The 22,941-nt window shown below is 40.2% G+C and carries 21 protein-coding genes, 1 tRNA gene and 1 pseudogene; 18 read left to right on the top strand and 5 right to left on the bottom strand.

Annotated features, from left to right (window positions below; all coding sequences use genetic code 11):
• Positions 1-259 precede the first annotated feature (259 nt).
• The 10 genes from UFO1_RS15050 (at position 260) to UFO1_RS15005 (ending at position 9,985) form a co-directional block, all read left to right on the top strand.
• A complete protein-coding gene (locus tag UFO1_RS15050; protein WP_038675268.1) occupies positions 260-1,213 on the top strand; it encodes a polyprenyl synthetase family protein in 954 nt (317 codons plus the stop codon).
• A gap of 145 nt (positions 1,214-1,358) precedes the next feature.
• Positions 1,359-1,556 (top strand): twin-arginine translocase TatA/TatE family subunit, encoded by a 198-nt coding sequence (locus tag UFO1_RS15045; RefSeq protein ID WP_038672098.1) that lies wholly within the window; start codon positions 1,359-1,361, stop codon positions 1,554-1,556.
• A gap of 10 nt (positions 1,557-1,566) precedes the next feature.
• Complete coding sequence (gene tatC, locus UFO1_RS15040) at positions 1,567-2,316, top strand: twin-arginine translocase subunit TatC (RefSeq protein ID WP_038672096.1); 750 nt, start codon at positions 1,567-1,569, stop codon at positions 2,314-2,316.
• A gap of 39 nt (positions 2,317-2,355) precedes the next feature.
• Positions 2,356-3,816 (top strand): menaquinone biosynthesis decarboxylase, encoded by a 1,461-nt coding sequence (locus UFO1_RS15035; RefSeq protein WP_038672094.1) that lies wholly within the window; start codon positions 2,356-2,358, stop codon positions 3,814-3,816.
• A complete protein-coding gene (locus tag UFO1_RS15030) occupies positions 3,809-4,657 on the top strand; it encodes a UbiA-like polyprenyltransferase (protein WP_038672092.1) in 849 nt (282 codons plus the stop codon). The genes UFO1_RS15035 and UFO1_RS15030 overlap by 8 nt, the downstream gene beginning before the upstream one ends.
• 31 nt (positions 4,658-4,688) lie before the next feature.
• Positions 4,689-5,555, top strand: a complete 867-nt coding sequence (gene folD, locus UFO1_RS15025) for a bifunctional methylenetetrahydrofolate dehydrogenase/methenyltetrahydrofolate cyclohydrolase FolD (protein WP_038672090.1) — start codon at positions 4,689-4,691, stop codon at positions 5,553-5,555.
• Between the two features lie 102 nt (positions 5,556-5,657).
• A complete protein-coding gene (locus UFO1_RS15020) occupies positions 5,658-7,325 on the top strand; it encodes a formate--tetrahydrofolate ligase (protein WP_038672089.1) in 1,668 nt (555 codons plus the stop codon).
• Positions 7,326-7,518: 193 nt separating this feature from the next.
• Positions 7,519-8,373 carry a sulfide/dihydroorotate dehydrogenase-like FAD/NAD-binding protein gene (locus UFO1_RS15015; protein ID WP_038672086.1) on the top strand — a complete coding sequence of 285 codons (855 nt, stop codon included), beginning with the start codon at positions 7,519-7,521 and terminating at the stop codon, positions 8,371-8,373.
• Positions 8,358-9,767, top strand: coding sequence for an NADPH-dependent glutamate synthase (gene gltA, locus UFO1_RS15010; protein WP_038672085.1), 1,410 nt, complete (start codon positions 8,358-8,360; stop codon positions 9,765-9,767). The genes UFO1_RS15015 and gltA overlap by 16 nt, the downstream gene beginning before the upstream one ends.
• Before the next feature lie 142 nt (positions 9,768-9,909).
• Positions 9,910-9,985: transfer RNA gene (locus UFO1_RS15005), tRNA-Lys, on the top strand.
• Between the two features lie 107 nt (positions 9,986-10,092).
• Here the strand turns inward: UFO1_RS15005 and UFO1_RS15000 are convergent.
• From UFO1_RS15000 to UFO1_RS14985, 5 genes and pseudogenes are all read right to left on the bottom strand, one after another.
• Entirely contained in the window at positions 10,093-10,281 is a 189-nt protein-coding gene (locus UFO1_RS15000) for a hypothetical protein (RefSeq protein WP_038672083.1), read from the bottom strand.
• Between the two features lie 521 nt (positions 10,282-10,802).
• A pseudogene (locus tag UFO1_RS26225) lies at positions 10,803-10,853 on the bottom strand (hypothetical protein); the annotation flags it as partial.
• 327 nt (positions 10,854-11,180) lie between these two features.
• Positions 11,181-11,690, bottom strand: coding sequence for a citrate lyase holo-[acyl-carrier protein] synthase (citX, locus tag UFO1_RS14995; RefSeq protein ID WP_201771026.1), 510 nt, complete (start codon positions 11,688-11,690; stop codon positions 11,181-11,183).
• Between the two features lie 26 nt (positions 11,691-11,716).
• Positions 11,717-12,778 carry a [citrate (pro-3S)-lyase] ligase gene (gene citC / locus UFO1_RS14990; protein ID WP_038672081.1) on the bottom strand — a complete coding sequence of 354 codons (1,062 nt, stop codon included), beginning with the start codon at positions 12,776-12,778 and terminating at the stop codon, positions 11,717-11,719.
• Positions 12,765-13,646, bottom strand: a complete 882-nt coding sequence (locus UFO1_RS14985; RefSeq protein WP_038672079.1) for a LysR family transcriptional regulator — start codon at positions 13,644-13,646, stop codon at positions 12,765-12,767. Before UFO1_RS14985 ends, citC begins: the two co-directional genes overlap by 14 nt.
• A gap of 264 nt (positions 13,647-13,910) precedes the next feature.
• Here UFO1_RS14985 and citD point away from each other — a divergent pair, with 264 nt between their 5' ends.
• The 8 genes from citD to UFO1_RS14950 all read left to right on the top strand — a co-directional run bounded on the left by citD (position 13,911) and on the right by UFO1_RS14950 (position 22,670).
• Positions 13,911-14,213: a citrate lyase acyl carrier protein gene (gene citD, locus UFO1_RS14980; protein WP_038672077.1), complete on the top strand. Its 303-nt coding sequence runs from the start codon at positions 13,911-13,913 to the stop codon at positions 14,211-14,213.
• Positions 14,210-15,121: an aldolase/citrate lyase family protein gene (locus tag UFO1_RS14975; RefSeq protein ID WP_038672076.1), complete on the top strand. Its 912-nt coding sequence runs from the start codon at positions 14,210-14,212 to the stop codon at positions 15,119-15,121. The genes citD and UFO1_RS14975 overlap by 4 nt, the downstream gene beginning before the upstream one ends.
• A 17-nt stretch (positions 15,122-15,138) precedes the next feature.
• On the top strand, positions 15,139-16,698 hold the full coding sequence (citF, locus tag UFO1_RS14970) for a citrate lyase subunit alpha (protein WP_038672074.1): 1,560 nt from the start codon (positions 15,139-15,141) through the stop codon (positions 16,696-16,698).
• Positions 16,699-16,802: 104 nt separating this feature from the next.
• Complete coding sequence (locus UFO1_RS26020) at positions 16,803-16,931, top strand: hypothetical protein (protein WP_256380517.1); 129 nt, start codon at positions 16,803-16,805, stop codon at positions 16,929-16,931.
• A 263-nt stretch (positions 16,932-17,194) separates the two neighbouring features.
• Entirely contained in the window at positions 17,195-18,079 is an 885-nt protein-coding gene (gene citG / locus UFO1_RS14965) for a triphosphoribosyl-dephospho-CoA synthase CitG (RefSeq protein WP_051788961.1), read from the top strand.
• 115 nt (positions 18,080-18,194) lie between these two features.
• The gene (locus UFO1_RS14960) at positions 18,195-19,166 is read left to right on the top strand and encodes a 2-keto-3-deoxygluconate permease (RefSeq protein WP_038672072.1); all 972 of its coding nucleotides are present in this window, start codon (positions 18,195-18,197) and stop codon (positions 19,164-19,166) included.
• A 41-nt stretch (positions 19,167-19,207) separates the two neighbouring features.
• Entirely contained in the window at positions 19,208-20,476 is a 1,269-nt protein-coding gene (locus tag UFO1_RS14955) for a lactonase family protein (protein ID WP_201771025.1), read from the top strand.
• A gap of 163 nt (positions 20,477-20,639) precedes the next feature.
• Positions 20,640-22,670 carry a methyl-accepting chemotaxis protein gene (locus UFO1_RS14950; RefSeq protein WP_038672070.1) on the top strand — a complete coding sequence of 677 codons (2,031 nt, stop codon included), beginning with the start codon at positions 20,640-20,642 and terminating at the stop codon, positions 22,668-22,670.
• The last annotated feature ends 271 nt before the right edge of the window (positions 22,671-22,941 follow it).

Below are 22,941 nucleotides of genomic sequence, written 5' to 3'. Positions count from 1 at the left end.
TTTATGGTAAGGAAAAAAGGGGATGAATTTGTTCAGAATAGTAAATAGTAATAAGGAGAAGAGTCTATATTCCTAAGTAGATTGCCATCATCAATTCTATAATATAGATGTTTTTTTATAGAATAATGGCAATTTATGAAGAAAATTGATACAGAATTGTCATAGAATTTGAAAAAAGCAATAGACGTAAAGACAGATAATAGTGTATTATAGTAACAGACTTTGCGTGTAGGTGATTAAAATAGTGAATAAAAATTCGATGTTTGAAATTGTAAAAAGTGATTTATTGTTATTGGAAACGGAATTACTTTCTGTCATACATTCTCCGGAAAAATTAATAACAGATATTAGCAAGCATTTAGTCGAAGCAGGTGGAAAAAGGTTACGTCCCGCTTTGTATTTTATGTGTACCAAAAACCAAGTATCCAATATGGAAAAAATAATGCCAATGGCAATTGCTATTGAATTAATACATATGGCAACTTTGGTACATGATGATGTTATTGATAATGCAACAACGCGAAGGGGAAAATCTACTGCTAATTCTTGTTGGGGTAATCATTCTTCTGTATTGATTGGTGATTATTTGTTTGCTAAAGCTTTTTCCTTAGTAGCAAATAAAGCGAGCAACGAAATGCTAAAAGTATTGACTGATGTAATCTGTTCTATGTGTGAGGGTGAAATTAATCAGAACCGCAGTACTTTTATTGCGGATCAAACAGAAAATGACTACCTAAAACGTATTGAACAAAAAACTGCTGATTTTATTGCGGCAAGCTGCGAATTAGGTGGATTAGCTGTCGGTTTATCTTTAGAAGAAACTAAGGCTTTACGGGAATATGGCTATTCATTAGGAATGGCTTTTCAGATCACAGACGATATTTTAGATATTACTGCTTCTTCGGAACAGATTGGTAAGCCAGTAGGAAACGATCTGCGGCAAGGAATAGTGACTTTACCGGTCATCTTTGCTTTAGAGAATAGCGCTGATCGTGATGAATTAAGAGAAATTGTACAAACTAAGAATATGTCTGAAGAAAAAATTAAACGAGGACTTTCTATTATACAAGATACTGAGGCAATCGAATATTCTTATAAACGTGTTTCAGACTATTTAGATCATGCACGAAGTGTGATACCTGCCAGTATTACAGGGGAGCATCGCGATGCATTCCATGCAGTTGCGGACTTTGTAGGTTTACGCAGCTACTGATTAGGTTTCAGAAAGAAGACAAATAATTTTATAATGTGAGCTTTTGTTCCAAATGCAAAAGACTTGGCACAAGCCAAGTCTTTTCTTCTTATTGGTTTTTAGGTATAATATATAGGTAATAGGATTTGAAAGGGGCTATGTGCAAATGTTTAGTTTTAGCATGCCGGAATTGGTGTTAATCTTAGTGATTGCCCTTGTTGTATTTGGGCCTGGTAAATTACCTGAAGTAGGTAAGGCGCTGGGTAAAGGGATCCAAGAATTTAGAAAAGCAACAACTGGCGAATCTTCTCAAGTCCAAGATCCAGCCATAAAAGTTGATAGCAAGTTTGAGGAGAAAAAGTGAGGAATGCTCAATGGCAGAGATTGTAGGTAACGAGAAGAGGGAAGAGCAGCTTCAAGAGGATCCGATAGAAAATCAAATGTCCTTAGTGGAGCATCTAGAGGAATTAAGACGGCGGCTGATTATTATCATTATGGCTGTTGCTGTAGGGAGTATGATCAGTTATTTTTTCGCTGCTGAACTAGTACAGTATATTACAGCACCTGCTGGTAAATTGTATTATATGAGTCCTGCGGAGGCTTTTTTTACATATTTGAGGGTATCATTATTTGCTGGTTTTCTATTAGCACTGCCTATCGTCTTATACCAAATTTGGGCTTTTGTCGTTCCAGCATTAACGAGTAAAGAACGTATGGCTTCTGTTATTTTAATACCTTCTTCAGTGCTCTTATTTTTTATAGGACTGGCTTTTTCTTATTTTTTGGTACTGCCAGCTGGAATTAAGTTTTTTATGGGTTTTGCTACTGAAAATCTTCAACCGTTACTATCCCTAGGAGAGTATTTATCTTTTGTCATTTCGTTTTTACTGCCTTTTGGTTTTATTTTTGAATTGCCTTTATTTATTGTCGTTATGGCCAAATTTGGTCTTGTTGGTTCTGCATTTTTAACAGGTAAACGTAAGCATGTCATGGTTTTATCCTTTGTGGTAGGTGCTGTGTTTTCTCCTACACCCGATGTGTTTTCGCAAACCATGGTTGCCATACCAGTCATTGTATTGTATGAAGTTAGTATTTTTATTGTAAAATATATCTTAAGAAAGTAAAAGGATCTATAGTAGGGAATTGAAAGGGAGTTATATTACATGGCATTTAATGACTTGCGTGACTTTATTCGTGCTCTAGAAGAGCGGGGTTGGTTAAAACGCATTAAGAAAGAAGTAGACTGCGAGCTGGAAATTACAGAAATAACTGATCGGGTATCCAAAATGTCGGGAGATAAAAATGTAGCCTTACTTTTTGAAAATGTAAAAGGTTATGATATGCCAGTTTTGATGAATGCTTTTGGCAGCATGGAACGTATGGCCCTGGCATTTGGTGTAGATAAAATTGATGACATTGCAGCAGAGATAAAAGAAATTTTTAAATTACCTTATATTTCGGTGCAAAATAAATTAGATTTACTAAAGATTATTCCGACCGCTAAACGGGCCATTAATTTTCCGAAGTATGTGAAAAATGGTCCGTGTAAGGAAGTCATTATTAAAGATCAACCATCATTAGATAAATTTCCTATTTTAAAATGTTGGCCTGGTGATGCAGGTAAGTTTATCACATTGCCTTTAGTTTTTACTAAAAATCCTCTAAATGGTAAACGGAATGTAGGAATGTATCGCTTACAAGTATATGATGGGAAAACTACAGGTATGCATTGGCACATTCACAAGAATGGGGCTGAAAACTATCGAGCGCATCAGGCTTTAGGAAAGGATCGTATTGAAGTAGCAGTAGCTATCGGTACGGACCCTGCGATTACCTACTCTGCAACTGCTCCTTTGCCAAAAGACATTGATGAAATGGTATTTGCTGGATTTTTACGTAAAAAATCCGTAGAAATGATAAAATGTGAAACTGTTGATGTAGAAGTTCCGGCACATTCAGAAATCGTGCTAGAAGGCTACGTTATGATTGATGAACTTAGACGGGAAGGCCCTTTTGGTGATCACACTGGATATTATTCTCTTGCCGATGATTACCCTGTATTTCATATTACTTGCATTACCCATCGGAAAGATCCTATCTATCCGTCGACCATTGTGGGCAAACCACCTATGGAGGATTGTTTCTTAGCAAAAGCTACAGAACGTATCTTTTTACCTGTACTACAGATGAATTTACCAGAAATTATTGATCTAAATTTGCCGTTGGAAGGCGTATTTCATAACTGCGCTGTAGTTTCAATAAAGAAAACTTACCCTCAACAGGCAAAGAAAGTAATGCATGCCATATGGGGAATGGGACAGATGATGTTTACAAAAATGGTTATTGTTGTAGATGAACATGTGAATGTCCAAGATATGAATGAAGTTTGGTGGCGTGTGTACAATAATATTGATGCCCGTCGTGATATTGTGATGGTTGACGGGCCTCTTGATGTACTGGATCATTCTTCACCAATGCCCAATTGGGGGACTAAGGTAGGGATTGATGCTACAAAAGCTTGGGCCGCAGAGGGATATAGCCGTGAATGGCCGGATGAAATTGAAATGTCGGCTGATGTTAAAGAAATAGTTGACAAGAAATGGAAGGAATTGGGACTTGAGTAAAATTAAAGCACATCTTGATAATATCGTATTATCCCATACCGTGTTTGCCTTGCCCTTTGCTTATATTGGCGCTATATTAGCCGCCGGCAGTATACCTGCAGCGAGAGACTTATTCTGGATTACTTTGGCCATGGTAGGTGCACGTAGTGCCGCCATGGCATTGAATAATTTTATTGATTTAAAATATGACCGATTGCAGCCAAGGTTTGCCAACCGCCCCATGGTTACAGGAGCAGTTAAGCCTAGGGGAGCCGTACTAATGACATTGGCAAGTTTTGCTCTTTTTGCTGTGGCGGCAGCGAATCTACATCCCTTATGTTTAAAACTAGCACCTTTGGCGGTAATCCCCTTATCTATCTATCCCTATATGAAACGATTTTCTTGGACTTGCCATTTAGTACTAGGTTTAGCTCTCTCCGTTGCACCAATTGGCGCTTGGGTAGCGATCAGGGGGGATATTACCTTACCAATTGTCCTATTAGGCCTTGCTGTTGGTGTATGGATTGCTGGTTTTGATGCGATCTATGGCTGCCAGGATCTAGAGTTTGATAAAAAGCATGGACTACATTCTATGCCTGTGCGCTTTGGAATACAAGGAACTCTTACCATTAGTAAAGCACTCCATGTTATTAGCATTACAGGTTTTGTTGCTGTAGGGATACTGATGAATATGCATGGGGCATATTATGGTGGAGTTGTACTAGCTGCCAGCGTACTAATCTATCAGCATTCGATTGTTAGTCCTACTGATTTTCGGCAAGTAACCCAGGCCTATTTTATGCGCAATGGTTTGGTTAGTATCGCTTTATTAGTATTTACGGTGATTAGCATTATTGTGTAATTTATAAATACGTAGTACGGGGGAATAGTTCATGTCAGTAAGAATCTTAGAAGGCAAAGTCTTTGCTGCACAAATTAAGCAGAGTGTAAAAGTGGAAGTCGAGAAGATAAAGGCAACTCAGAGAATGAATCCTGGATTAGCTGTCATTATCGTTGGTGAGAATCCAGCTTCTAAAGTATATGTAGCCAATAAACATAAAGCCTGCGAGGAACTCGGGATTTATTCAGAGGTCATAAGCTTGCCCGAATCCATCAGCAAAGAAGAGCTATTAGCGCAAATTATTAGTTTAAATGAAAATCCAGCGATTCATGGCATCTTGCTGCAATTGCCATTACCTGAAGCCTTAAAGAATGAGGAAGCAGAACTTTTAAAGGCAATTCATCCGGATAAAGATGTAGATGGATTTCACCCAGTGAATGTGGGAAAACTAGCAATTGGTCAAGAACATCTTGTACCATGTACCCCTGCAGGCTGTATCAAAATGTTGGAACTTGCTAATGTAGAAATTGCCGGTAAACATGCAGTTATTATTGGTCGTAGCAATATTGTTGGCAAACCAATGGCCAACTTACTATTAGCGCGTCATGCTACCGTTACCATTTGTCATTCTCGTACCGCTGACCTGCCTAGCATTACTCGCCAAGCTGATATCTTAATTGTAGCAATTGGCAAAGCGCATTTTGTTACGGCAGATATGGTGAAACCTGGTGCCGTAGTGATTGATGTAGGAATTAATCGCTTACCAGACAAAAAATTAGTAGGCGATGTTGATTTTGAACAAGTCAAAGAGGTAGCAGGAGCCATTACCCCAGTGCCTGGTGGGGTAGGACTTTTAACGATAGCTATGCTTTTAAGTAATACGGTGAAGGCGGCTGCTTTACTACACGTCAAAAAATAACAAATCCATTCGTTGTTTTAGTAAGTCACAGCCAAAGGATAGTTGAAATGGTTATCATTTCAGCTATTCACTTTGGCTGTAGTTATATAAGGAGGCACATATATGAAAAGCGATGTTGAAATAGCCCAAGAGGCACAGATGAAACACATAGAGGAAGTGGCCAGCCAACTCGGTATTACCCAAGATGATCTAGAACTTTACGGCAAATATAAGGGGAAAGTTTCATTAGCAAAATGGGAAGAGATTAAATCACGTCCTGATGGGAAATTAGTGTTAGTTACGGCTATCAATCCCACTCCAGCAGGTGAAGGAAAAACTACTACGACAGTAGGTCTTGGAGATGCCTTACGTCAGGTAGGGAAAAAGGTCGCCATTGCCCTTCGTGAACCCTCCCTCGGACCTTGTTTTGGTATGAAAGGCGGTGCAGCTGGTGGCGGTTATGCTCAAGTCGTGCCAATGGAAGATATCAACCTGCATTTTACAGGAGATTTTCATGCAATAACTACGGCGCATAACTTGTTAGCGGCTATTATTGACAATCACATTCACCAAGGAAATGAATTGAATATCGATCCTAGACGGATCACTTGGCGTCGAGTTATGGATTTAAATGAACGTTCACTTCGCTCTATCATTTGTGGGTTAGGTGGGAAAATTCATGGAGTACCAAGAGAAAGTGGTTTTGATATTACGGTAGCATCCGAAATGATGGCTATTTTATGTTTGGCTAGCGATTTAGATGATATGAAGGTTCGCATTGGCCGGATTATCATTGGTTATACCTATACAAATGAGCCTGTTACTGCTGCAGCATTAAATGTAACTGGCGCATTGACCTTACTGTTTAAAGATGCCATTAAGCCAAATCTAGTGCAAACCTTAGAAAACACCCCAGCTTTTGTTCATGGCGGTCCTTTTGCCAATATCGCTCATGGCTGTAATAGTGTCATGGCAACAAAATTTGCTTTAAAGTTGGCGGATGTATGTGTAACAGAAGCCGGTTTTGGTGCCGATCTTGGCGCAGAAAAGTTCTTAGATATAAAGTGTCGTTTTGCGGGGATAAAACCAGATGCAGTAGTGATTGTGGCTACAGTGCGTGCGCTTAAAATGCATGGCGGTGTACCTAAGGCAGAACTCGTAGGAGAAAATATGCCTGCTCTTGAAAGAGGTTTAGCGAATTTAACAAAACACATTGAAAACATGCAGAAATTTGGTCTACCAGCTGTGGTGGCAATTAATGCATTTCCTACTGATACGAAAGAAGAACTTGATTTTGTACGAGAAAAGTGTGTAGAATTGGGTGCCGAGGTCGCTTTGTCAGAGGTTTGGGCCAAAGGCGGTCAAGGTGGGATAGAGCTGGCACAAAAAGTTTTAGCAGCTTGTGAGCAACCTAACAAATTTAATTATATCTATGATGAAACTGCATCGATTAAAGATAAAATATTAACAATTGCAAAAGAGATTTATGGGGCTGATGGGGTAAATTACACGCAGCCGGCAGAAAAGGCCATAAAGGAACTTTCTAGCCTTGGGTTTGACAAAACACCAATTTGTATGGCGAAAACCCAATATTCGTTGAGTGATGATATGACTCAGCTAGGACGTCCTTCTGGATTTACCATTACAGTAAGGGAAGTTCGTGTGGCAGCAGGGGCGGGATTCTTGGTTGCACTTACAGGTGACATTATGACAATGCCTGGATTACCGAAACGCCCAGCAGCAGAACGAATGGATATTGATAATGCCGGAAAAATCGTTGGTTTATTTTAAGTTAAAAAAATTAGAAACAGTCATCTGATGAGAATTGATACCTATTGACTTACTGTGAAAAGCATGTAATAGTAAATTATTAGAATATTAGTAAGACTGTAAACTAATTGTCTTATTGGGAGAATGTAAAATTTATGGAAAGGTAGAAAACTAACTATTAGCTCTACTGATCCCTATTTCAAGGAGGTTTCCTGTGTATAAAATACTCGTGAAGCAGCAATTAGCGCCTAGTGTGCAACTTTTTGAAGTACAAGCGCCACTAATTGCAAAAAAGGCAAAACCAGGACAATTTGTAATCTTACGTGTCAATGAAGAAGGGGAACGGATTCCTTTGACGATTGCTGATTTTAATCGGGAAAAGGGCACTATTACCCTAATTTTTCAAGAGGTGGGTGCCTCTACGGTGGAGTTAGGTCTTTTGAATGAAGGAGAGTTTTTGCTAGATTTAGTTGGTCCTTTAGGTAAGGCAACTCACATTGAAAAAATGGGTACTGTTGTCTGTGTAGGCGGCGGTATCGGTATTGCACCAGTATACCCAATTGCTCGTGGTATGAAAGAAGCAGGAAATGAAGTCATTTCCATCATTGGTGCCCGTTCCGAAGACATCTTAATCTATGAAGAAGAAATGGCAGCAGTAAGTGATGAATTGATCATTACAACAGATGATGGTTCCAAAGGACGTAAAGCTTTAGTTACCCAACCTTTAAAAGAATTACTGGATTCAGATAAAACAATTAGCTTAGTTGTAGCTATTGGCCCCGTAATTATGATGAAATTCGTTGCTGAAACAACAAGACCGTATGGCGTGCCTACGGTAGTCAGTCTAAATCCTATTATGGTAGATGGAACAGGTATGTGTGGGGGTTGTCGCGTATCAGTTGGGCAAGAAAATAAGTTTGCTTGCGTAGACGGTCCTGAATTTGATGCCCACAAGGTAGATTTTGAAAGCTTAATGGCGCGTCAGCGTATGTACAAACCTCATGAAAAGCAACATAGTGAACATATTAATGGCAAGAAAGAGGGGGGCTGTAAATGTCACTCTCATTAAAAAAGAATGGTATGCCAGAGCAAGATCCTAAAGTACGGGCAAAGAATTTTGAAGAAGTAAGTTTCGGTTATACAGAAGAACTTGCAAAAGCGGAAGCCGAACGTTGTTTACAGTGTAAAGCTGCTCCTTGCCGTAAAGGGTGCCCTGTAGAAGTAGATATCCCTGCTTTTATTAGGCAGATAAAAGAAGGCGACATGGATGCCGCGATCGCTAAGATAAAAGAAGTGAATAGCCTACCAGCTGTATGTGGTAGAGTATGTCCTCAAGAAGAACAATGCGAAAAATATTGTGTGTTAGCTAAAAAAGGTGAATCAGTGGGAATCGGACGTCTAGAGCGTTATGTTGCAGATGCAGCACGAAAAAAAGGGGAAGATACTGCCCCAATTGAGTATGCCTCAGATGCGCAAAAAGTAGCCGTAATAGGTTCTGGCCCAGCGGGCTTGGCTGTGGCTGGCGATTTAGCAAAAAAAGGCTACAAAGTAACAATTTTTGAAGCCTTGCATTTGCCTGGTGGCGTTTTGATGTATGGTATTCCAGAATTCCGTTTACCAAAAGATGAAGTAGTGCAAGTTGAAATCAACAATTTACGTAAACTAGGCGTAGAAATTGTTGTAAATGCGGTGATTGGTAGCACTTTTACCGTTGATGAGTTAATGGAAGAAGAAGGTTTTGACGCTGTCTTTATTGGTACAGGAGCAGGGCTGCCTTATTTTATGGGAGTCCCTGGGGAAAATCTTAACGGGGTGTATTCTGCGAATGAATTTTTAACCCGCTGTAATTTGATGAAAGCCTATCGTTTTCCTGACTATGGAACACCAATTCATGTCGGCAAAAAGGTAGCCGTTGTGGGTGGTGGTAACGTGGCCATGGATGGCGCTAGAACCGCACTACGGTTAGGCGCTGAAACCTCATATATTGTATATCGTCGTTCGGAAGCTGAATTGCCTGCGAGACTGGAAGAAGTGCATCATGCCAAAGAAGAGGGGATTGATTTTCAATTCCTTACTGCGCCTACCGCTGTAATTGGTAATAAAGATGGCTGGGTCACAGGCCTTCAATGTGTCCGTATGGAGCTAGGCGAACCAGACGCATCAGGTCGTCGTCGTCCTATCGAAGTTCCAAATTCTGAATTTGTTCTAGAAGTAGATACTGTCATTATTGCAATCGGTCAAGGCCCTAATCCTTTGGTCCAATCTACGACAAAGGGATTAGACGTTAATAAAAAAGGTAATATTACGGCTCACGAAGAAACAGGCGTTACCAGTAAGCCAGGTGTATTTGCCGGTGGTGACATCGTAACAGGCGCAGCCACGGTTATTCTTGCCATGGGAGCGGGCAAAAAAGCTGCTGTAGCAATTGATAGCTATTTACAAGAAAAAAGAGCAAAGAAATAAAAAAGAACAAGAAGCTATCTATTGCATTAAGAATAGATAGCTTCTTGTTAGCGTTACTTTCTTTTTTGTAGCACTGTTATTTTAAAAACTAGTTGACAATTGTAGTAAAATATTATATTATATAAATGTTCTTGAATTGAATGACTCACTAGCTCAACTGGCAGAGCAACTGACTCTTAATCAGTAGGTTCGGGGTTCGATTCCCCGGTGTGTCACCAGTAAATTATAAGCTCTCGCAGTTTGCGGGGGCTTTTCTTATGTCACTGCGCCTTAATGATATAAAATAGATACTAATATAATCAAATATGAACAAAATAAGAAGCAGCTATTTGGCCTGCTTCTTATTTTTGTCTATTGTTATATTCTTGAGATTGGTTAATCTATTTTCCATTATGCCTGCCGTTTTCGCTTCGGCTGATTTAAGAAGGTTACTATATACCGTCGTTGTTGTGTTAGTAGAAGCATGTCCAAGTTTACCGTCAACAGTCCGAAGCCCAACACCATCATCTAGCATATAGGTTTCGGCCATGTGTCGAAAGCATGTGGCGTAATATGTGGCAGGTTATTGGTAATAGTGAATTTTCTTAAACCAGGTATTCATGCCGTCTGGATGAGCTGCGAGTCCATTCCAAGTCGTGAAAACTCTTTCTTTCTCAACTGTTTTCTCTTTTACGGGAACATCAGGCCGCCACTTGTCGCCAAGTTCTAACCGTCTTGCTGTCTTCTTTAATTGCAGTTGGATAGTGCTTCATTCCTTTTTTTCCAGACATAGCAAAACCTCCTATGGTAGTTAGTTTTATCCTACCATAGGAGGTTTTTTCTTTCATCTTCCATTTTAGGGGTTCAGTTCAGCGTTTCCTGGAAGTGTTTCTTTTTGGGGGCTTTCCAGTAGTTGATACCAGTTTCTGTGGTTAAAGATGAGGCAAAATATAATTTGAAACAAATAGGAGCAAGCAAATCCAAATCTCTTCTTAAAGCCAGCTTGTCGTAGATGATGCAATACCTTGAGTTCTTGGAAAGCAACTTTAATTTTTTTTATCCTAAATAAATTTCACCCCATTTTGCCATTTCAAAAAATATAGGAAGTAAGGCCTGATCGCTTTCAGTTAATGAATATTCTACAGTTCTTCTGCTACAGCCAAAGCACCTTTACCTTGCTCATGTACTTTCTTGACTGCCTTTTGATTAAGCGCAGCATCAAATTTCTTGCCCTTCATCTCTTAACACAGCCTTTCTTATAGTATTTATTTATCAGCTGTTCTTAGTTCCGGCAACTGGCCTGGGTCACTATTTTACACTACCACGATTCTTGACTGATATAAATTTGTTATAGAGTTTTTCTTTATAGAACAGAGTTACCAGAGCCTTTCATCGGAGGCTCTGGTTTTGTGCGTCTGGGAATAAGAATACAATCTAATGAAGAAAGGCTTTAAGAATTTCTTCTATTTTATTTTGCATTTCAAAGATAGAATGTTTTCTTAAACTAGCACATACTTGTGCTTGTGCATCGCAGATTAGACATTTTCTAAATGCAGTTCTTGAAAGCTTCTCCCCATTAACGTCGATAACGTCAATGTCAAATAGGCGCCCAAAAGGATGGAAATCTTCAATACTTGACATGGACGCTTTTATTTTAACAGCATCACCTTCTGTACAAAGGATCCATTCATCGCCAGTGATCTTATGAATGCGTGTAGAATCTAATATTTTGATTTTTGTCGCTTGAAGTATTTCTTCTATTTTTTTGCATCCTATATCGAAAGCTTCTTGGATTTCGGTTGTGGTTTTTATAGGACCGGGAATATTCATGCAGAATGATATAATCGGTTTTTGAAAATGTAGGCGATACTTTGTTTGCAGCTTGACACGGTTTTCTCTACAGTCCATCATATCCTTTAGCAATACAGATTCACCAATCAGCATAATGGAAATCTCCTTTAAGAAACGTTTTAATAGTGTATAACGTTTCCACTATTTTTGAGTTTGCGGATGATAGGGAGTGCTTCTTCGCTTTGGAAAAAACGAAAAGTGGTTTCGGGTACAAGGTTCTTTAATACATTTATAGCGTTATCCTGGAGTGCCTTTCTTACGATAGAAGCACTGATAATATTTCCGTTTACTTCTTTTCGGGGGATCACGATACAGTCAATTCCTGCTTGTGGTAGTTTCTTGTGCATAATTTGATTGTAGATTCCGGTAACCTGACTTAATGGTTCCTCTCCTACGTAACGACGATGAATGCCTAATACAGACGATATTTTTTTGAAGATTTCCAAATCAAGTTCAGCATGACTGCTTATGACAGTGACTTCATCTTTTTGAAAATAACTAGGGAAAGTGGCGTTGCTGATAATGTAAGGTCCGCTGTCGTGATAAATAATATTGCGCAGATGGGAAGTTCCTTCTATGACAAGTTTTTTTCGGATGGAAAAAGGAATCACACTAGCATCTTCACTCACGATAAAGAGATGTAGAATATCATTTTCTGATGCGGCTTTTTCTACAAGGTAAAGGTGCCCTAGGGTAAAGGGATTAGCATTCACGACAATTGCTGCGACTTTGCTCTGTTGAGAAACCGGGTGATTTTGATTGCTACCGGAAAGTGCATGCAGATAATCAGAGAAGCCCTTGCGCCGGTTTTCCATAAAGACCACTTGATCTTCTATGCGGATAATTTCATAAAAGCCTAAGTCACTAAAGAATTTGGCTGTATTACATTTCGTGTAGAGAAATAAATGCTGATTACCGCGAGCATGTTCGAATTCAATTAGATGAGTGATCACCCCATTGAGAAGACCTTCACCTTGATGGGAGCTGCTTACAGCGAGACAGCGTAGAGTATTACCAAAACAACTACCTGTAGCAATGATGTTCATATCATCATCATAAATTCCACAGGTATAATCAAGATTATTATCAAGGTGAAGTCCTTCGTGCTGTAGCAACGAATCAATTTGTTGGCGGCTCCTTTTATCTGATAAAAAAATTTTAGCAATATTATAGTTGGACATAAGGAAATTCCTCCTGTGGATTTTTGAGTAAATCGATAAAGGCTTTGACCTGCGGCAGAGCTAGACTTTGACTTGGATACATGATATAGGTCGAGCGCAGAAGGGGTTCTCCGTTTGCGAAGAAGAGAGGATGTATACAGCCTTTGAAATCCTTCAGGCAGATTTCTGGTGTGATTCCCCATCCCAGTCCCCTGCGTACCATTTCTACGCAGGTTGTAATGTTGTCGACACAAATGCCATGTTCTTCAGTCCGAATGTTGTTTTCACGCATCCACTGAGCCAATTCCCGCTCGAATTCCGAATCGGTCTTCCGGCCAATGAAAGGTAGTTCAGTTAAAGACGCTTTTTCATCTTTTTGGTTGTAGATGGCGCAAATTTTTTCTCTATCTAATAGAATTTTTTCACCTTTCCAATCAGTGTATTCACCTCGTAAAATGGCAACATCAATGACGCCATTTTGCAGTTGAAGATATAGTTTGCGACTTTGATCCGTAGTGATATTTGTATTTACGTGAGGATATTTTTCCCGATAAGAGACCAAACGGTCAGGCAGACGATAAAGAGCATAATTAATGGAAACCCCTGCGTTTAATGTTCCGCAGATATAATTTCGGCTCTTTTCGATAGCTTTACGCATATGAGCCATCTGTTTGGACGCTTCAAGTGTGTACTTCAGAACGGCTTCGCCCGCTGGAGTGAAGTGTATACCTTGGTGCGAGCGCAGCATGAGAGATACTCCAAGTTCCTGCTCAATGGCTCGAATTCGCTTGGATAGAGATGATTGTGAAATATATAGGATATCTGCAGCATGAGTAATATTTCTGGTCTTGTTTAATGTAGTCAGCAATTCAAAGTCGCGTTCGTCCATAATTTCTCCTTTCCTAAGCTTTTACAACATGCAAAACAAATTCTTATAAAGAAATTAAAATATAATAATCATTAAATTTTGACTAAATTGCACCTTTATTATATCCAGATCATAATTAATTTGAAAGTTAATTCAAAAAACAATTACATTCTATTTTTGAATGGAGATATAAGAAAAACATGACTTTTACAAATAGTCTAAATTTATGTTTAATTGTGATAACTACTTTGTAGAAATTTTTAAGATAAGGGGAGCGAAATAATTATGGAAATTCAAAAGCCGGCCATTGCTGGAACTTTAGAATCTAGTGATGCACAGGTCAGTATTGAACCATTTGCTCATGGAATAGAATTGAGCATTGAGAGTAGTGTTATGAATCAATATGGACGCCAAATAAAAGCGACTGTTTTACAAACATTGGAACGTCTTGGTGTTAAACATGGTAAGTTTATTGTAGTCGATAAAGGGGCGCTAGAATGCACGCTGAATGCTCGCGTTGAATGTGCTGTATTTAGAAGTGCCGGAATTTCTGAAGAAAATATTCCTTGGGGAGGTATTGTAAAATGATTTCACGTGCAAAGCCCAAAAAAGATCGTCTCCGGCGGACAATGATGTTCATGAATGCGCAAAAACCAGGTCTAATTAAGGATGCATATATTTATGGCAGCGATAGCATTATTTTGGATTTGGAAGATGCGGTTGCTGAAAATCAGAAGGATGCGGCGAGATTTTCGCTGTATCATGCACTTAAAACAATTGATTACGGTGATACCGAAGTTATCGTAAGGATCAATGGACTTGATACACCCCACTGGCAAGAGGATATTCGTTGTGTTGTTGCAGGAGGTGCTGACGGCATCCGCATTGCAAAATGCGAAAGTGCACAGGATGTAAAAACTGTTGAAGAACATGTACTTGCGGCAGAACGAGAGTTCGGAATGGAAGAGGGCAGGACACTTCTAATGGCTGCATTAGAAAGTCCAAAAGGTATTATGAATGCGTATGAAATCGTTACGGCATCGACGAGAATGTTTGGCTGTGCAATTTCTGGCGGGGATTTCAGAAAGAGTATGCATGTACAGATAGTCAAAGGCGGCATTGAGATGTTGGCTGCCAGAGGCCAGATGTTGCTTGCAGCTCGTGCAGCTGGTGTGCAATGCTTTGATACGATGTATCCTAACATCGATGATATGGAAGGTTTCCAAGCGGAAGTGCTGCAAAATAGAGAAATGGGCTTTGATGGAAAAAGCATCGTAAGTCCAAAGCAAATCCGTTTTGTTCACGAAACATTTGCTCCGACCAAGAAAGAAATTGCTTACGCAGAGAAACTGATTCGCTCCTTCAATGAACAGGCGGATGCTGGTGTTGGCGTTTACACTGTAGACGGAAAAATGGTAGATATTCCATTTTTTGAGGATGCAAGACGAATTTTGGCGTTAGCTAAGGCATGTGGCGTATATGAGGGAAATTTATAATAAGGGGGCTACACACAATGATAAATGCAGTAGGTAGAGAAATTCCGGATGAACTTCTGAAGGACGAAAAAGAGGTTTATCAGGGGAAATTTTACATGGACGGAAAATATGTCAAAAAAGATTCTCCGCGGACAAAACGATATGAAACGCCGCGAGAGAGTAAGATATTCAAAAGCATCCGCGAAGCATGTGAGAAATGTGGCGCACATGACGGGATGACTTTTTCGTTCCATTCGGATTTCCGTAATGGTGATTATGTAGCGAGTATGGTCGCAAAGGTTCTCGTTGAAGAGATGGGGTTAAAGGATCTTACGATTGCTGCAACTTCTCTGGGAAGCGCACAGGATCTTATTGCAGAATATATTGAAGCCAAGAAGGTTATCGGCATACAGACTTCTGGCGTTCGTGGACGTATTGGCGAAGTGATTTCCGCAGGAAAGCTTAAAACACCTGCAATTATTCGCAGCCATGGTGGACGGCCGCGCGCAATTGAAGCTGGTGAAGTGCATATTGACATCGCATTCTTGGCGGCGTCTACCTCCGATTGTTATGGTAATGCAAAAGGGACTGGCGGTAAAAACAATTGTGGCTCAATGGGGTTTGCCGTTCCTGATTCGCATTACGCTGATCATGTCGTGGTCATCACAGATACCCTCGTGGATTTCCCAAACCATCCGGCGACGATTTCTTCTATTGACGTTGACTGCGTATGTATCGTGGATTCTGTTGGCGATCCCGCAAAGATTTCTACTCTGGAAGCACGTATGACAGACAACCCGCGTGAATTGATGATGGCTGAGAATGTTGCCAATGTTATTGCTGCAACTCCGTATTTTAAAGCGGGGTACTCGTTTCAAACAGGTGTTGGCGGCCCTTCGCTAGCAGTAAATCGTTTTTTGGAAAAGCATATGGTGGAAAAGGATATCACTATGGGATTTGCCCTTGGCGGAATGGGCAGTGCAATTTGCCAGTTACAGGATAAGGGTTTGGTGAAGCATCTTTTGGATACACAGGATTTTGACAAGGGAGCTATTGAACATCTTGCCACGCATCCTAATCACCATGAAATTTGTACAAGCCAATATGCAAATCCGGCCAATAAAGGTGCTTATGTAAATAAATTGGACTTTGTCGTTTTAGCAGCATTGGAAATAGATACAAAGTTTAATGTTAATGTTATTACAGGCTCGGATGGTGTTTTGCGTGGTGCTCCGGGCGGACATCCGGATACAGCTGCTGGCAGCAAATGTTGTATCATTGTTACACCGCTTGTTCGTGGACGCATGGCTACTGTATGTAAAAACGTGGTTACTGTGACTACTCCTGGAGATTGTGTAGATGTATTGGTTACTGACTATGGCATAGCAGTGAATCCTCTGCGTCCAGATCTTATTGAGTGCTTGGATAAAGATGGTATAGCTCATGTAACGGTTGAGTCACTTCAGGAAAAGGCGTATAGCCTTGTCGGAACACCAGATGATCTAGAATGGGAAGATAAAGTAATTGCTATTGTGGAAGCTAGAGATGGTACGATTCTTGACGTAGTGCGCAAGATAAAACCTCTACAGCTTGACTAATTAAAGCAAAGCTTAAATGTGATGCCTTCTGTGCTTTTAAGATACTTGCTAGAGAGATTCATAAGCACAGAAGGCGTTTTTCCATAGCTTTAGAGGAGTACAAATTGCTTGACCGTGAGGTAGAATATACCGTAGTGTTGCGCCAAGATGATGATGGCAGACTGGTTGGAACAGGTTCTTTTGCCAGAAAATACTCGGAAATTTCGCAATTGATGAGAATATTCAGAGGGTAGGACTTGCTAGTGCAATTGTTACAGCCTTAATGCAAGCGGTAGCAAGGCGCGGAAGATATCATTATTTCATTTTTACCAAACCCACGAAACCAGCCTAGATTATAGCCCTCGGCTTTAAGGAAATTGCTAGGAGCCGTATATTGCGGAAAATGGTTCCCGATACCACATTTGAGTATTTGACTTCAGTTGCAGCACAAGAAATTATAGAAACAATCAGGAATTCTGTATCGCGTCATTAACATTACAGCAAGGAGTGAAAGGCAATGAATCTGCGGGACTGTTGGTTGGAACCCATTGAAAGAATAGGGATAATCGCACTAGAAGCTATGCTAATGGAGGCAGCATGTGCTCCTGCTCCTGGCTTAGTTGACCGGTTTAATTCTGGAGCTCATCAAGATATGGACATCTTTACTTTCTTAAAAAGTAGCAGCACCCTAGGTCCAGCCATGCAGCGTTGTGCACTGGCCGGTTGGGAACATATTGGTCCGGCAGAAGAATTGCTGACAGCTTTACGTAATATTGGCAAGAATGCGGAAGAGGCTATGTTTGAAGCAACAAATGGCGTTAATACGCAAAAAGGTTTACTGTTTCTGCTGGGGATTCTGACGGCTGCAGCAGCAAGATGCGTGCAGCAGGGATATAAAGGCTGCATTATTGAGGGAACATTGCAGGAAGCTTCTCAAATATGCCGCGGCATTGTGGAACGTGAGCTTGCCGTTTTGAACAATACATTGCCAAATAGAAAGCTTACTGCAGGGGAACAGCTTTATTTGACATTTGGTATTACAGGTATACGTGGTGAAATTGCAGCAGGTTTACCTGTTATAAAAACCAAAGGTTTGCCTTGTTTAAACGAAGCATTAGCTGCCAGTCTTTCACTCAATGATGCATTAATACATTCCCTGATTGGAATCATGACCGAAACCATAGACACAACTATTTTGAACAGGCATGATATGCCTACCCTTGTTCTTGTTCAAAAATCTGCTAGATCGATTTTGGCGGCAGGAGGTATGCTCACAGAGAGTGGCCGAAAGCAAATTGAAGAATTAGATTCGGAATATTCGCTTAAAAAGATTAGTCCGGGAGGATCAGCAGATATGTTAGCAGTTACTTATTTTTTATATTTTTTAAAGCAAAGAATGTGATGCTCGTTACCGGTAATCTACGCATGATAAAGGTTAACATTCTTGGTCTGTTGATTTAATCAATATAAACCCCATCAATCTTAATATTATATTTTGTACGAGGAGGATAATTAGTATGAAAGTATTATCAAATGTAAAAAAAATTCCAGGAGGGGTAATGGTAGTGCCATTGCTTCTGGGAGCAATTGTAAACACGTTTTTTCCTCAGGTATTGGACATGGGTGGGTATATGACAGGTGTTTTTTCTAATAAAGGAGCGCAAAGCTTGGTAGGCGTATCTTTTTTATTCGCAGGCAGCCAACTGAGGCTTAAAAGTGCACCGGAAGCTTTTAAAAGGGGCTCAGTACTGTTAGCTATGAAATTTATAACCGGTATTGTCTTTGGGATGCTTGTAGCTAAACTATTCGGCATGGACGGATTCTGGGGAATTTCCGTAATAGCCATTATAAGTGCGCTTACTAGTGGTAACGGTGGATTGTACATGGCCTTAGTTTCGGAATATGGTGATGACGTTGATTTAGGGGCTATGAGCGTATTGGCCATCAAATCTGGACCATTTATGGCCTTGATTGCACTAGGAGCATCTGGCATGGCTACCATCCCGATGTCAAGTTTGATCGCGGCCATCGCACCAATGATAGTAGGCGTTATATTAGGAAATATGGATGAAGATTTACGTAAATTATTAGGAAAAGGAGTAGAGCCCATTATACCTTGTTTTGCCTTTACTTTAGGAGCAGGTGTAAATCTAATGACAGTTATCCAAGGAGGAATTTCTGGTATTATTTTAGGCTTTATTATGATAGTCTGTGGTGCTCTTCCTGCGCTGTTGGCAGATCGGTGGATTTGTAGAAGACCTGGTTATGCTGGTATAGCTACAGCTGGTACGGCGGGGATTTCCATGGCTACGCCGGCCGCAATTGCACTGGCTGATCCATCCATGCAACAATATGTAGCAGCTTCGACTATACAACTTGCAACAGCGGTGCTACTTACTGCCGTCGTTGTACCTATGGTTACCAAATTTGTAGTTAAGCGATATGGGTCAGGAAAAGAAAAACAAGATACCTTAGCACTCCAGTCGTAAATATTTTCTTTGATTTTAAAGAAAAGAGGGAGGACGTATATATGAGATTAACTGCTTATAATAGCAAATACTCTTTCCAAATTGCTAGAAATAATCTTTTAAATAAGAGATTATTTCTAGATTTACCCAAAGTTATAATCAGTATGGTACTTCTTTTGGTATTCACGTTTTTGCCGCTAGTTGCAGCGGCCACGGAATCACCAGCTAAGCCATTAGCTAGTGCAACGATGAAAAAAAACGGTGTAATGTATGCTTATGTAGGTTCTCGTACCACAAAAGAACGTAATGCCCGTGGTGAGGGAATTAATGTTTATCGTGTTGATCCTGTAACTGGAGAATGGACACATGTGGAACTTGTAAAAACATCTCAGGAAAACCCTTCATTTTTAGCATTAGATCGAGGTCAAGATTACTTGTATACAGTACATGGCGATTTTAGTGAAATCAGTGCCTTTGCGATCGATAAACAAACCGGGAAGTTAACCTTTTTGAATCAACAATCCACGAATGGGAAAAATCCGGTATATTTAGTGACTGATCCTTCTAATAAGTTCATGTTGGTAGCTAATTATGCAACTGGATCGTTGGTTTCATTACCAATTAATCCTGATGGTTCCTTGTCGCCAATTGTTGATCAGGCGCAGCTTCCTGGCAAACCAGGTCCGCACCGTACCCAACAGGGCAGTTCTCATCCTCATCAGATAATGTTTGATCCTACGCAAAAATTTCTTTTGGTTCCTGACAAAGGATTGGACAAAGTATTTACCTTTAAAATTGATGCGGAACATGGCAAGCTGATTCCGGGAGAAACTTCGGTTGTTACTGCCCGTGAAGGCGCAGGCACCCGTCATATAACTTTTCATCCCAATAGCCCCTTTGCCTACGTTTCCAATGAACTGGATTCTACCATTACAACCTATCGTTATAATGCGCAAAACGGTGAATTGAAACCGCTGCAAATTATACCTAGTATTCCCAGCACTTATACTGGTGACAATACGGCAGCTGAAATTATGATAGGGCCTTCGGGAAAGTTTGTATATGTATCTAATCGTGGGCATGATAGCATTGGCACTTTTGCTGTTGATCAAGCCAATGGTACCTTGTCACCCGTCGGTTGGGAGTCTTCACAGGGCAAAGGCCCTCGCTTCTTCACTTTTGATCCATCAGGTAAATTTTTGTATGCAGCTAACGAAAATAGCGATACTATCGTCACTTTTCAAATAAATCCTAAAACGGGAAAAGTAACGCCAACTGGTCAGGTAATAAAAACCGGTAGCCCAGTATGTATTATATTTGCTGTTGAATAAGGGCGTAAACAATTAATATGTCAGAATCAAGCACAGGTTTGCCATAAGGTAAAGTTGTGCTTTTCTGACACGGTAAGGGTTGACACTATTCAAATATTGTATTTGGCGTGAGAAGTAATTTGAAAATCATAGATTTACATAAAATTTGAAAGGTGAGAAAAAAGTGAAAGTAACAAGTATTCAAACAAGACTACTGATTATTTTGCTGCCAGTGTTTATTTTGTCCCTAGGCATACTATCTTGTCTCAGTTATTATCTGTCTAGTGGATCACTGGAAAAGAGCATAGACGATACTGCCAGAGCTACTAGTACTGATTATGCCAACCGAATTGAAAATATGATACAGGACAGAATAGTTCGTCTAGAGGATCTTGCTAGTGTTCCTGCTATTCAAAAAGGCAGCGATAAAAGTGAGCTTGTTACATTAATGGCGCAAGCAAAACAGAGGATGGGGATGTTTGATGTTATTTTCTTTATTTCTCCTGATGGCTCAGGGGTTCGATCGGATGGTAGTCTTGGTAAGCACAATGATCGTGATTATTTTAAAAGGGTAGTTGAAACTAAAACGGCTTATGTTTCTAATCCATTGTATTCCAAAACTACCGGCAAATTAGCTATTAATCTAACTGTACCCGTTGTATATAATGGCCAATTGGTGGGGATTTTAGGTGGTTCATGCTCATTGGAGAAGTTATCGGATATAATGGGGAGTCTGAGATTTATGGATAGTGGTTTCGGATATTTAGCAGATAGTGCGGGAGTTGTTATTGCTCATCCAAGGACGGAATTAATTACTAAGTTAAAATTGAGCGAAAGTAATATAGATGCCGAACTAAAATTGCCAAAAGCCGAACTAGATAACCGGTTGATCAACTTATTTGAAACGACAGTTGAAAACGGTCGACAGGTTCAGGGGAGATATACATATATTGATGGTGTTAGTCATAGGGCTGTTTTTACGCCCATTGAACTGCCCGATGGTATGCATTGGGTGATGATAGTAACTGTTGCAGAAGCGGAAGCTACCAAAGAGGTGGCCATTCTATCTCGGACGATGTTAGTGGTATCGGTGATCTTTATCACTTTTGCCATATTATTTATCTTTTATATAAGCAAGTTATTTGCCAAACCTATTCGGATTATCCGCGATGAATGTCTACTGTTGGCTCAGGGAGATTTTAGAGATCGACCGGCAAAGATAAACTCTGCAGATGAAGTCGGACAATTGGCGCAAAGCTTTAGGGATATGAAGACAAATCTATGTTTATTAGTAAATAAAGTACAAGGTAAGGCAGAGCAGGTGGCCGCGTCAAGTGAAGAATTAACATCCTGTGCAGAGCAGTCAGCACAGGCGGCAAATCAAGTAGCCGTTTCAATTACTGAAATGGCGCAGGGAACCAGGAAACAGGTGACTGGGCTTGCGCAAATAACAGCAGTGGCTGAGAAGATTTCGGCTGGAACTCAGCAAATTTTAGTAGTAATGAATGAAACGTCAGAAACTGCCAAACATGCTTCTGATGAAGCCACGCAAGGTAAACGAGGCTTAGAACAGGTTATCCAGCAAATGCAGCAAATTCATCAAGGATCTGAAGCTGTACACGAAGCGATTAGCGAGCTTGCTAGAGGCTCTCACGAAATTAGTAACATTGTTAACCTTATTTCGACAATTGCCGGACAAACTAACTTATTGGCATTAAATGCTGCCATTGAAGCGGCTAAAGCTGGTGAACATGGTAGAGGTTTCGCGGTGGTAGCGGATGAAGTAAGAAAACTATCTGAAGAGTCCAATCGTGCTGCACAGCAAATCGGGAGATTGATTAATCATAATCAGGCCAATATAAATCAAGCTGTCGAAGCAGCGCAAGTAAGTTCGGCAGGTGTTAAAGCAGGTGTTGAGTTTGTGAATTCCACGGGTGAAACCTTCGATCGCATTGTCATAAGTATTACGCAGCTTTCGGAACAGATTCAAGATGTTTTTAATGCTATCAATGGGATAGTTACAGGTAATCGTAAATTGGTAACAGCCAGTCATGAGCTTGATAAGGTAAGCAAAGGAAATGCAATGGAGACAGAGACCGTATCGTCTGCGACAGAAGAGCAGTCAGCGGCAATGGAGGAAATTGCCTCAGCCAGCAAAAGTTTGGCTAATTTGGCGGGTGACTTACAAATAGCAGTGGAGAAGTTCAAGGTATAAAATTGGTATAGTGGACAGTTCTCCATGATGTTGACTCCTTTTGTTTAAGCTTACTATTTGCTCATCACCTTCGATTGTCTGAGTATACAACTTAACCTATCTATGCGTGAAATATAAATTAAGCATAAATATTATTCTCTAGAATGATAAGTACTCTTAAATAAGAAAGCCCTTGCGTATTCTGTGAGGGCTTTCAAAGATAAAATGACAAGCTATTTTATATAGCCTGTCATTTTTGGTCATATCCTTTTATTGTTTGGTGGCTTAAACA

The sequence above is a fragment of the Pelosinus sp. UFO1 genome (genome assembly GCF_000725345.1).
Classification (GTDB): Bacteria; Bacillota; Negativicutes; order DSM-13327; family DSM-13327; genus Pelosinus.
Note: the sequence above shows the minus strand (reverse complement) of the source record. Positions and strands in the feature narration are given on the sequence as shown.

Excerpts from the sequence above, each read along its gene's own strand:
- citF (WP_038672074.1), top strand. The coding sequence starts at position 15,139 with ATGATAAATGCAGTAGGTAGAGAAATTCCGGATGAACTTCTGAAGGAC.
- gltA (WP_038672085.1), top strand. The coding sequence starts at position 8,358 with ATGTCACTCTCATTAAAAAAGAATGGTATGCCAGAGCAAGATCCTAAA.
- UFO1_RS15035 (WP_038672094.1), top strand. The coding sequence starts at position 2,356 with ATGGCATTTAATGACTTGCGTGACTTTATTCGTGCTCTAGAAGAGCGG.
- folD (WP_038672090.1), top strand. The coding sequence starts at position 4,689 with ATGTCAGTAAGAATCTTAGAAGGCAAAGTCTTTGCTGCACAAATTAAG.
- UFO1_RS14985 (WP_038672079.1), bottom strand. The coding sequence starts at position 13,646 with ATGGACGAACGCGACTTTGAATTGCTGACTACATTAAACAAGACCAGA.
- citD (WP_038672077.1), top strand. The coding sequence starts at position 13,911 with ATGGAAATTCAAAAGCCGGCCATTGCTGGAACTTTAGAATCTAGTGAT.
- UFO1_RS14960 (WP_038672072.1), top strand. The coding sequence starts at position 18,195 with ATGAAAGTATTATCAAATGTAAAAAAAATTCCAGGAGGGGTAATGGTA.
- UFO1_RS14975 (WP_038672076.1), top strand. The coding sequence starts at position 14,210 with ATGATTTCACGTGCAAAGCCCAAAAAAGATCGTCTCCGGCGGACAATG.
- citX (WP_201771026.1), bottom strand. The coding sequence starts at position 11,690 with ATGCTGATTGGTGAATCTGTATTGCTAAAGGATATGATGGACTGTAGA.
- citG (WP_051788961.1), top strand. The coding sequence starts at position 17,195 with ATGAATCTGCGGGACTGTTGGTTGGAACCCATTGAAAGAATAGGGATA.
- UFO1_RS15020 (WP_038672089.1), top strand. The coding sequence starts at position 5,658 with ATGAAAAGCGATGTTGAAATAGCCCAAGAGGCACAGATGAAACACATA.
- UFO1_RS15000 (WP_038672083.1), bottom strand. The coding sequence starts at position 10,281 with ATGCTAGATGATGGTGTTGGGCTTCGGACTGTTGACGGTAAACTTGGA.
- tatC (WP_038672096.1), top strand. The coding sequence starts at position 1,567 with ATGGCAGAGATTGTAGGTAACGAGAAGAGGGAAGAGCAGCTTCAAGAG.
- citC (WP_038672081.1), bottom strand. The coding sequence starts at position 12,778 with ATGTCCAACTATAATATTGCTAAAATTTTTTTATCAGATAAAAGGAGC.
- UFO1_RS15050 (WP_038675268.1), top strand. The coding sequence starts at position 260 with ATGTTTGAAATTGTAAAAAGTGATTTATTGTTATTGGAAACGGAATTA.
- UFO1_RS14955 (WP_201771025.1), top strand. The coding sequence starts at position 19,208 with ATGAGATTAACTGCTTATAATAGCAAATACTCTTTCCAAATTGCTAGA.
- UFO1_RS15045 (WP_038672098.1), top strand. The coding sequence starts at position 1,359 with ATGTTTAGTTTTAGCATGCCGGAATTGGTGTTAATCTTAGTGATTGCC.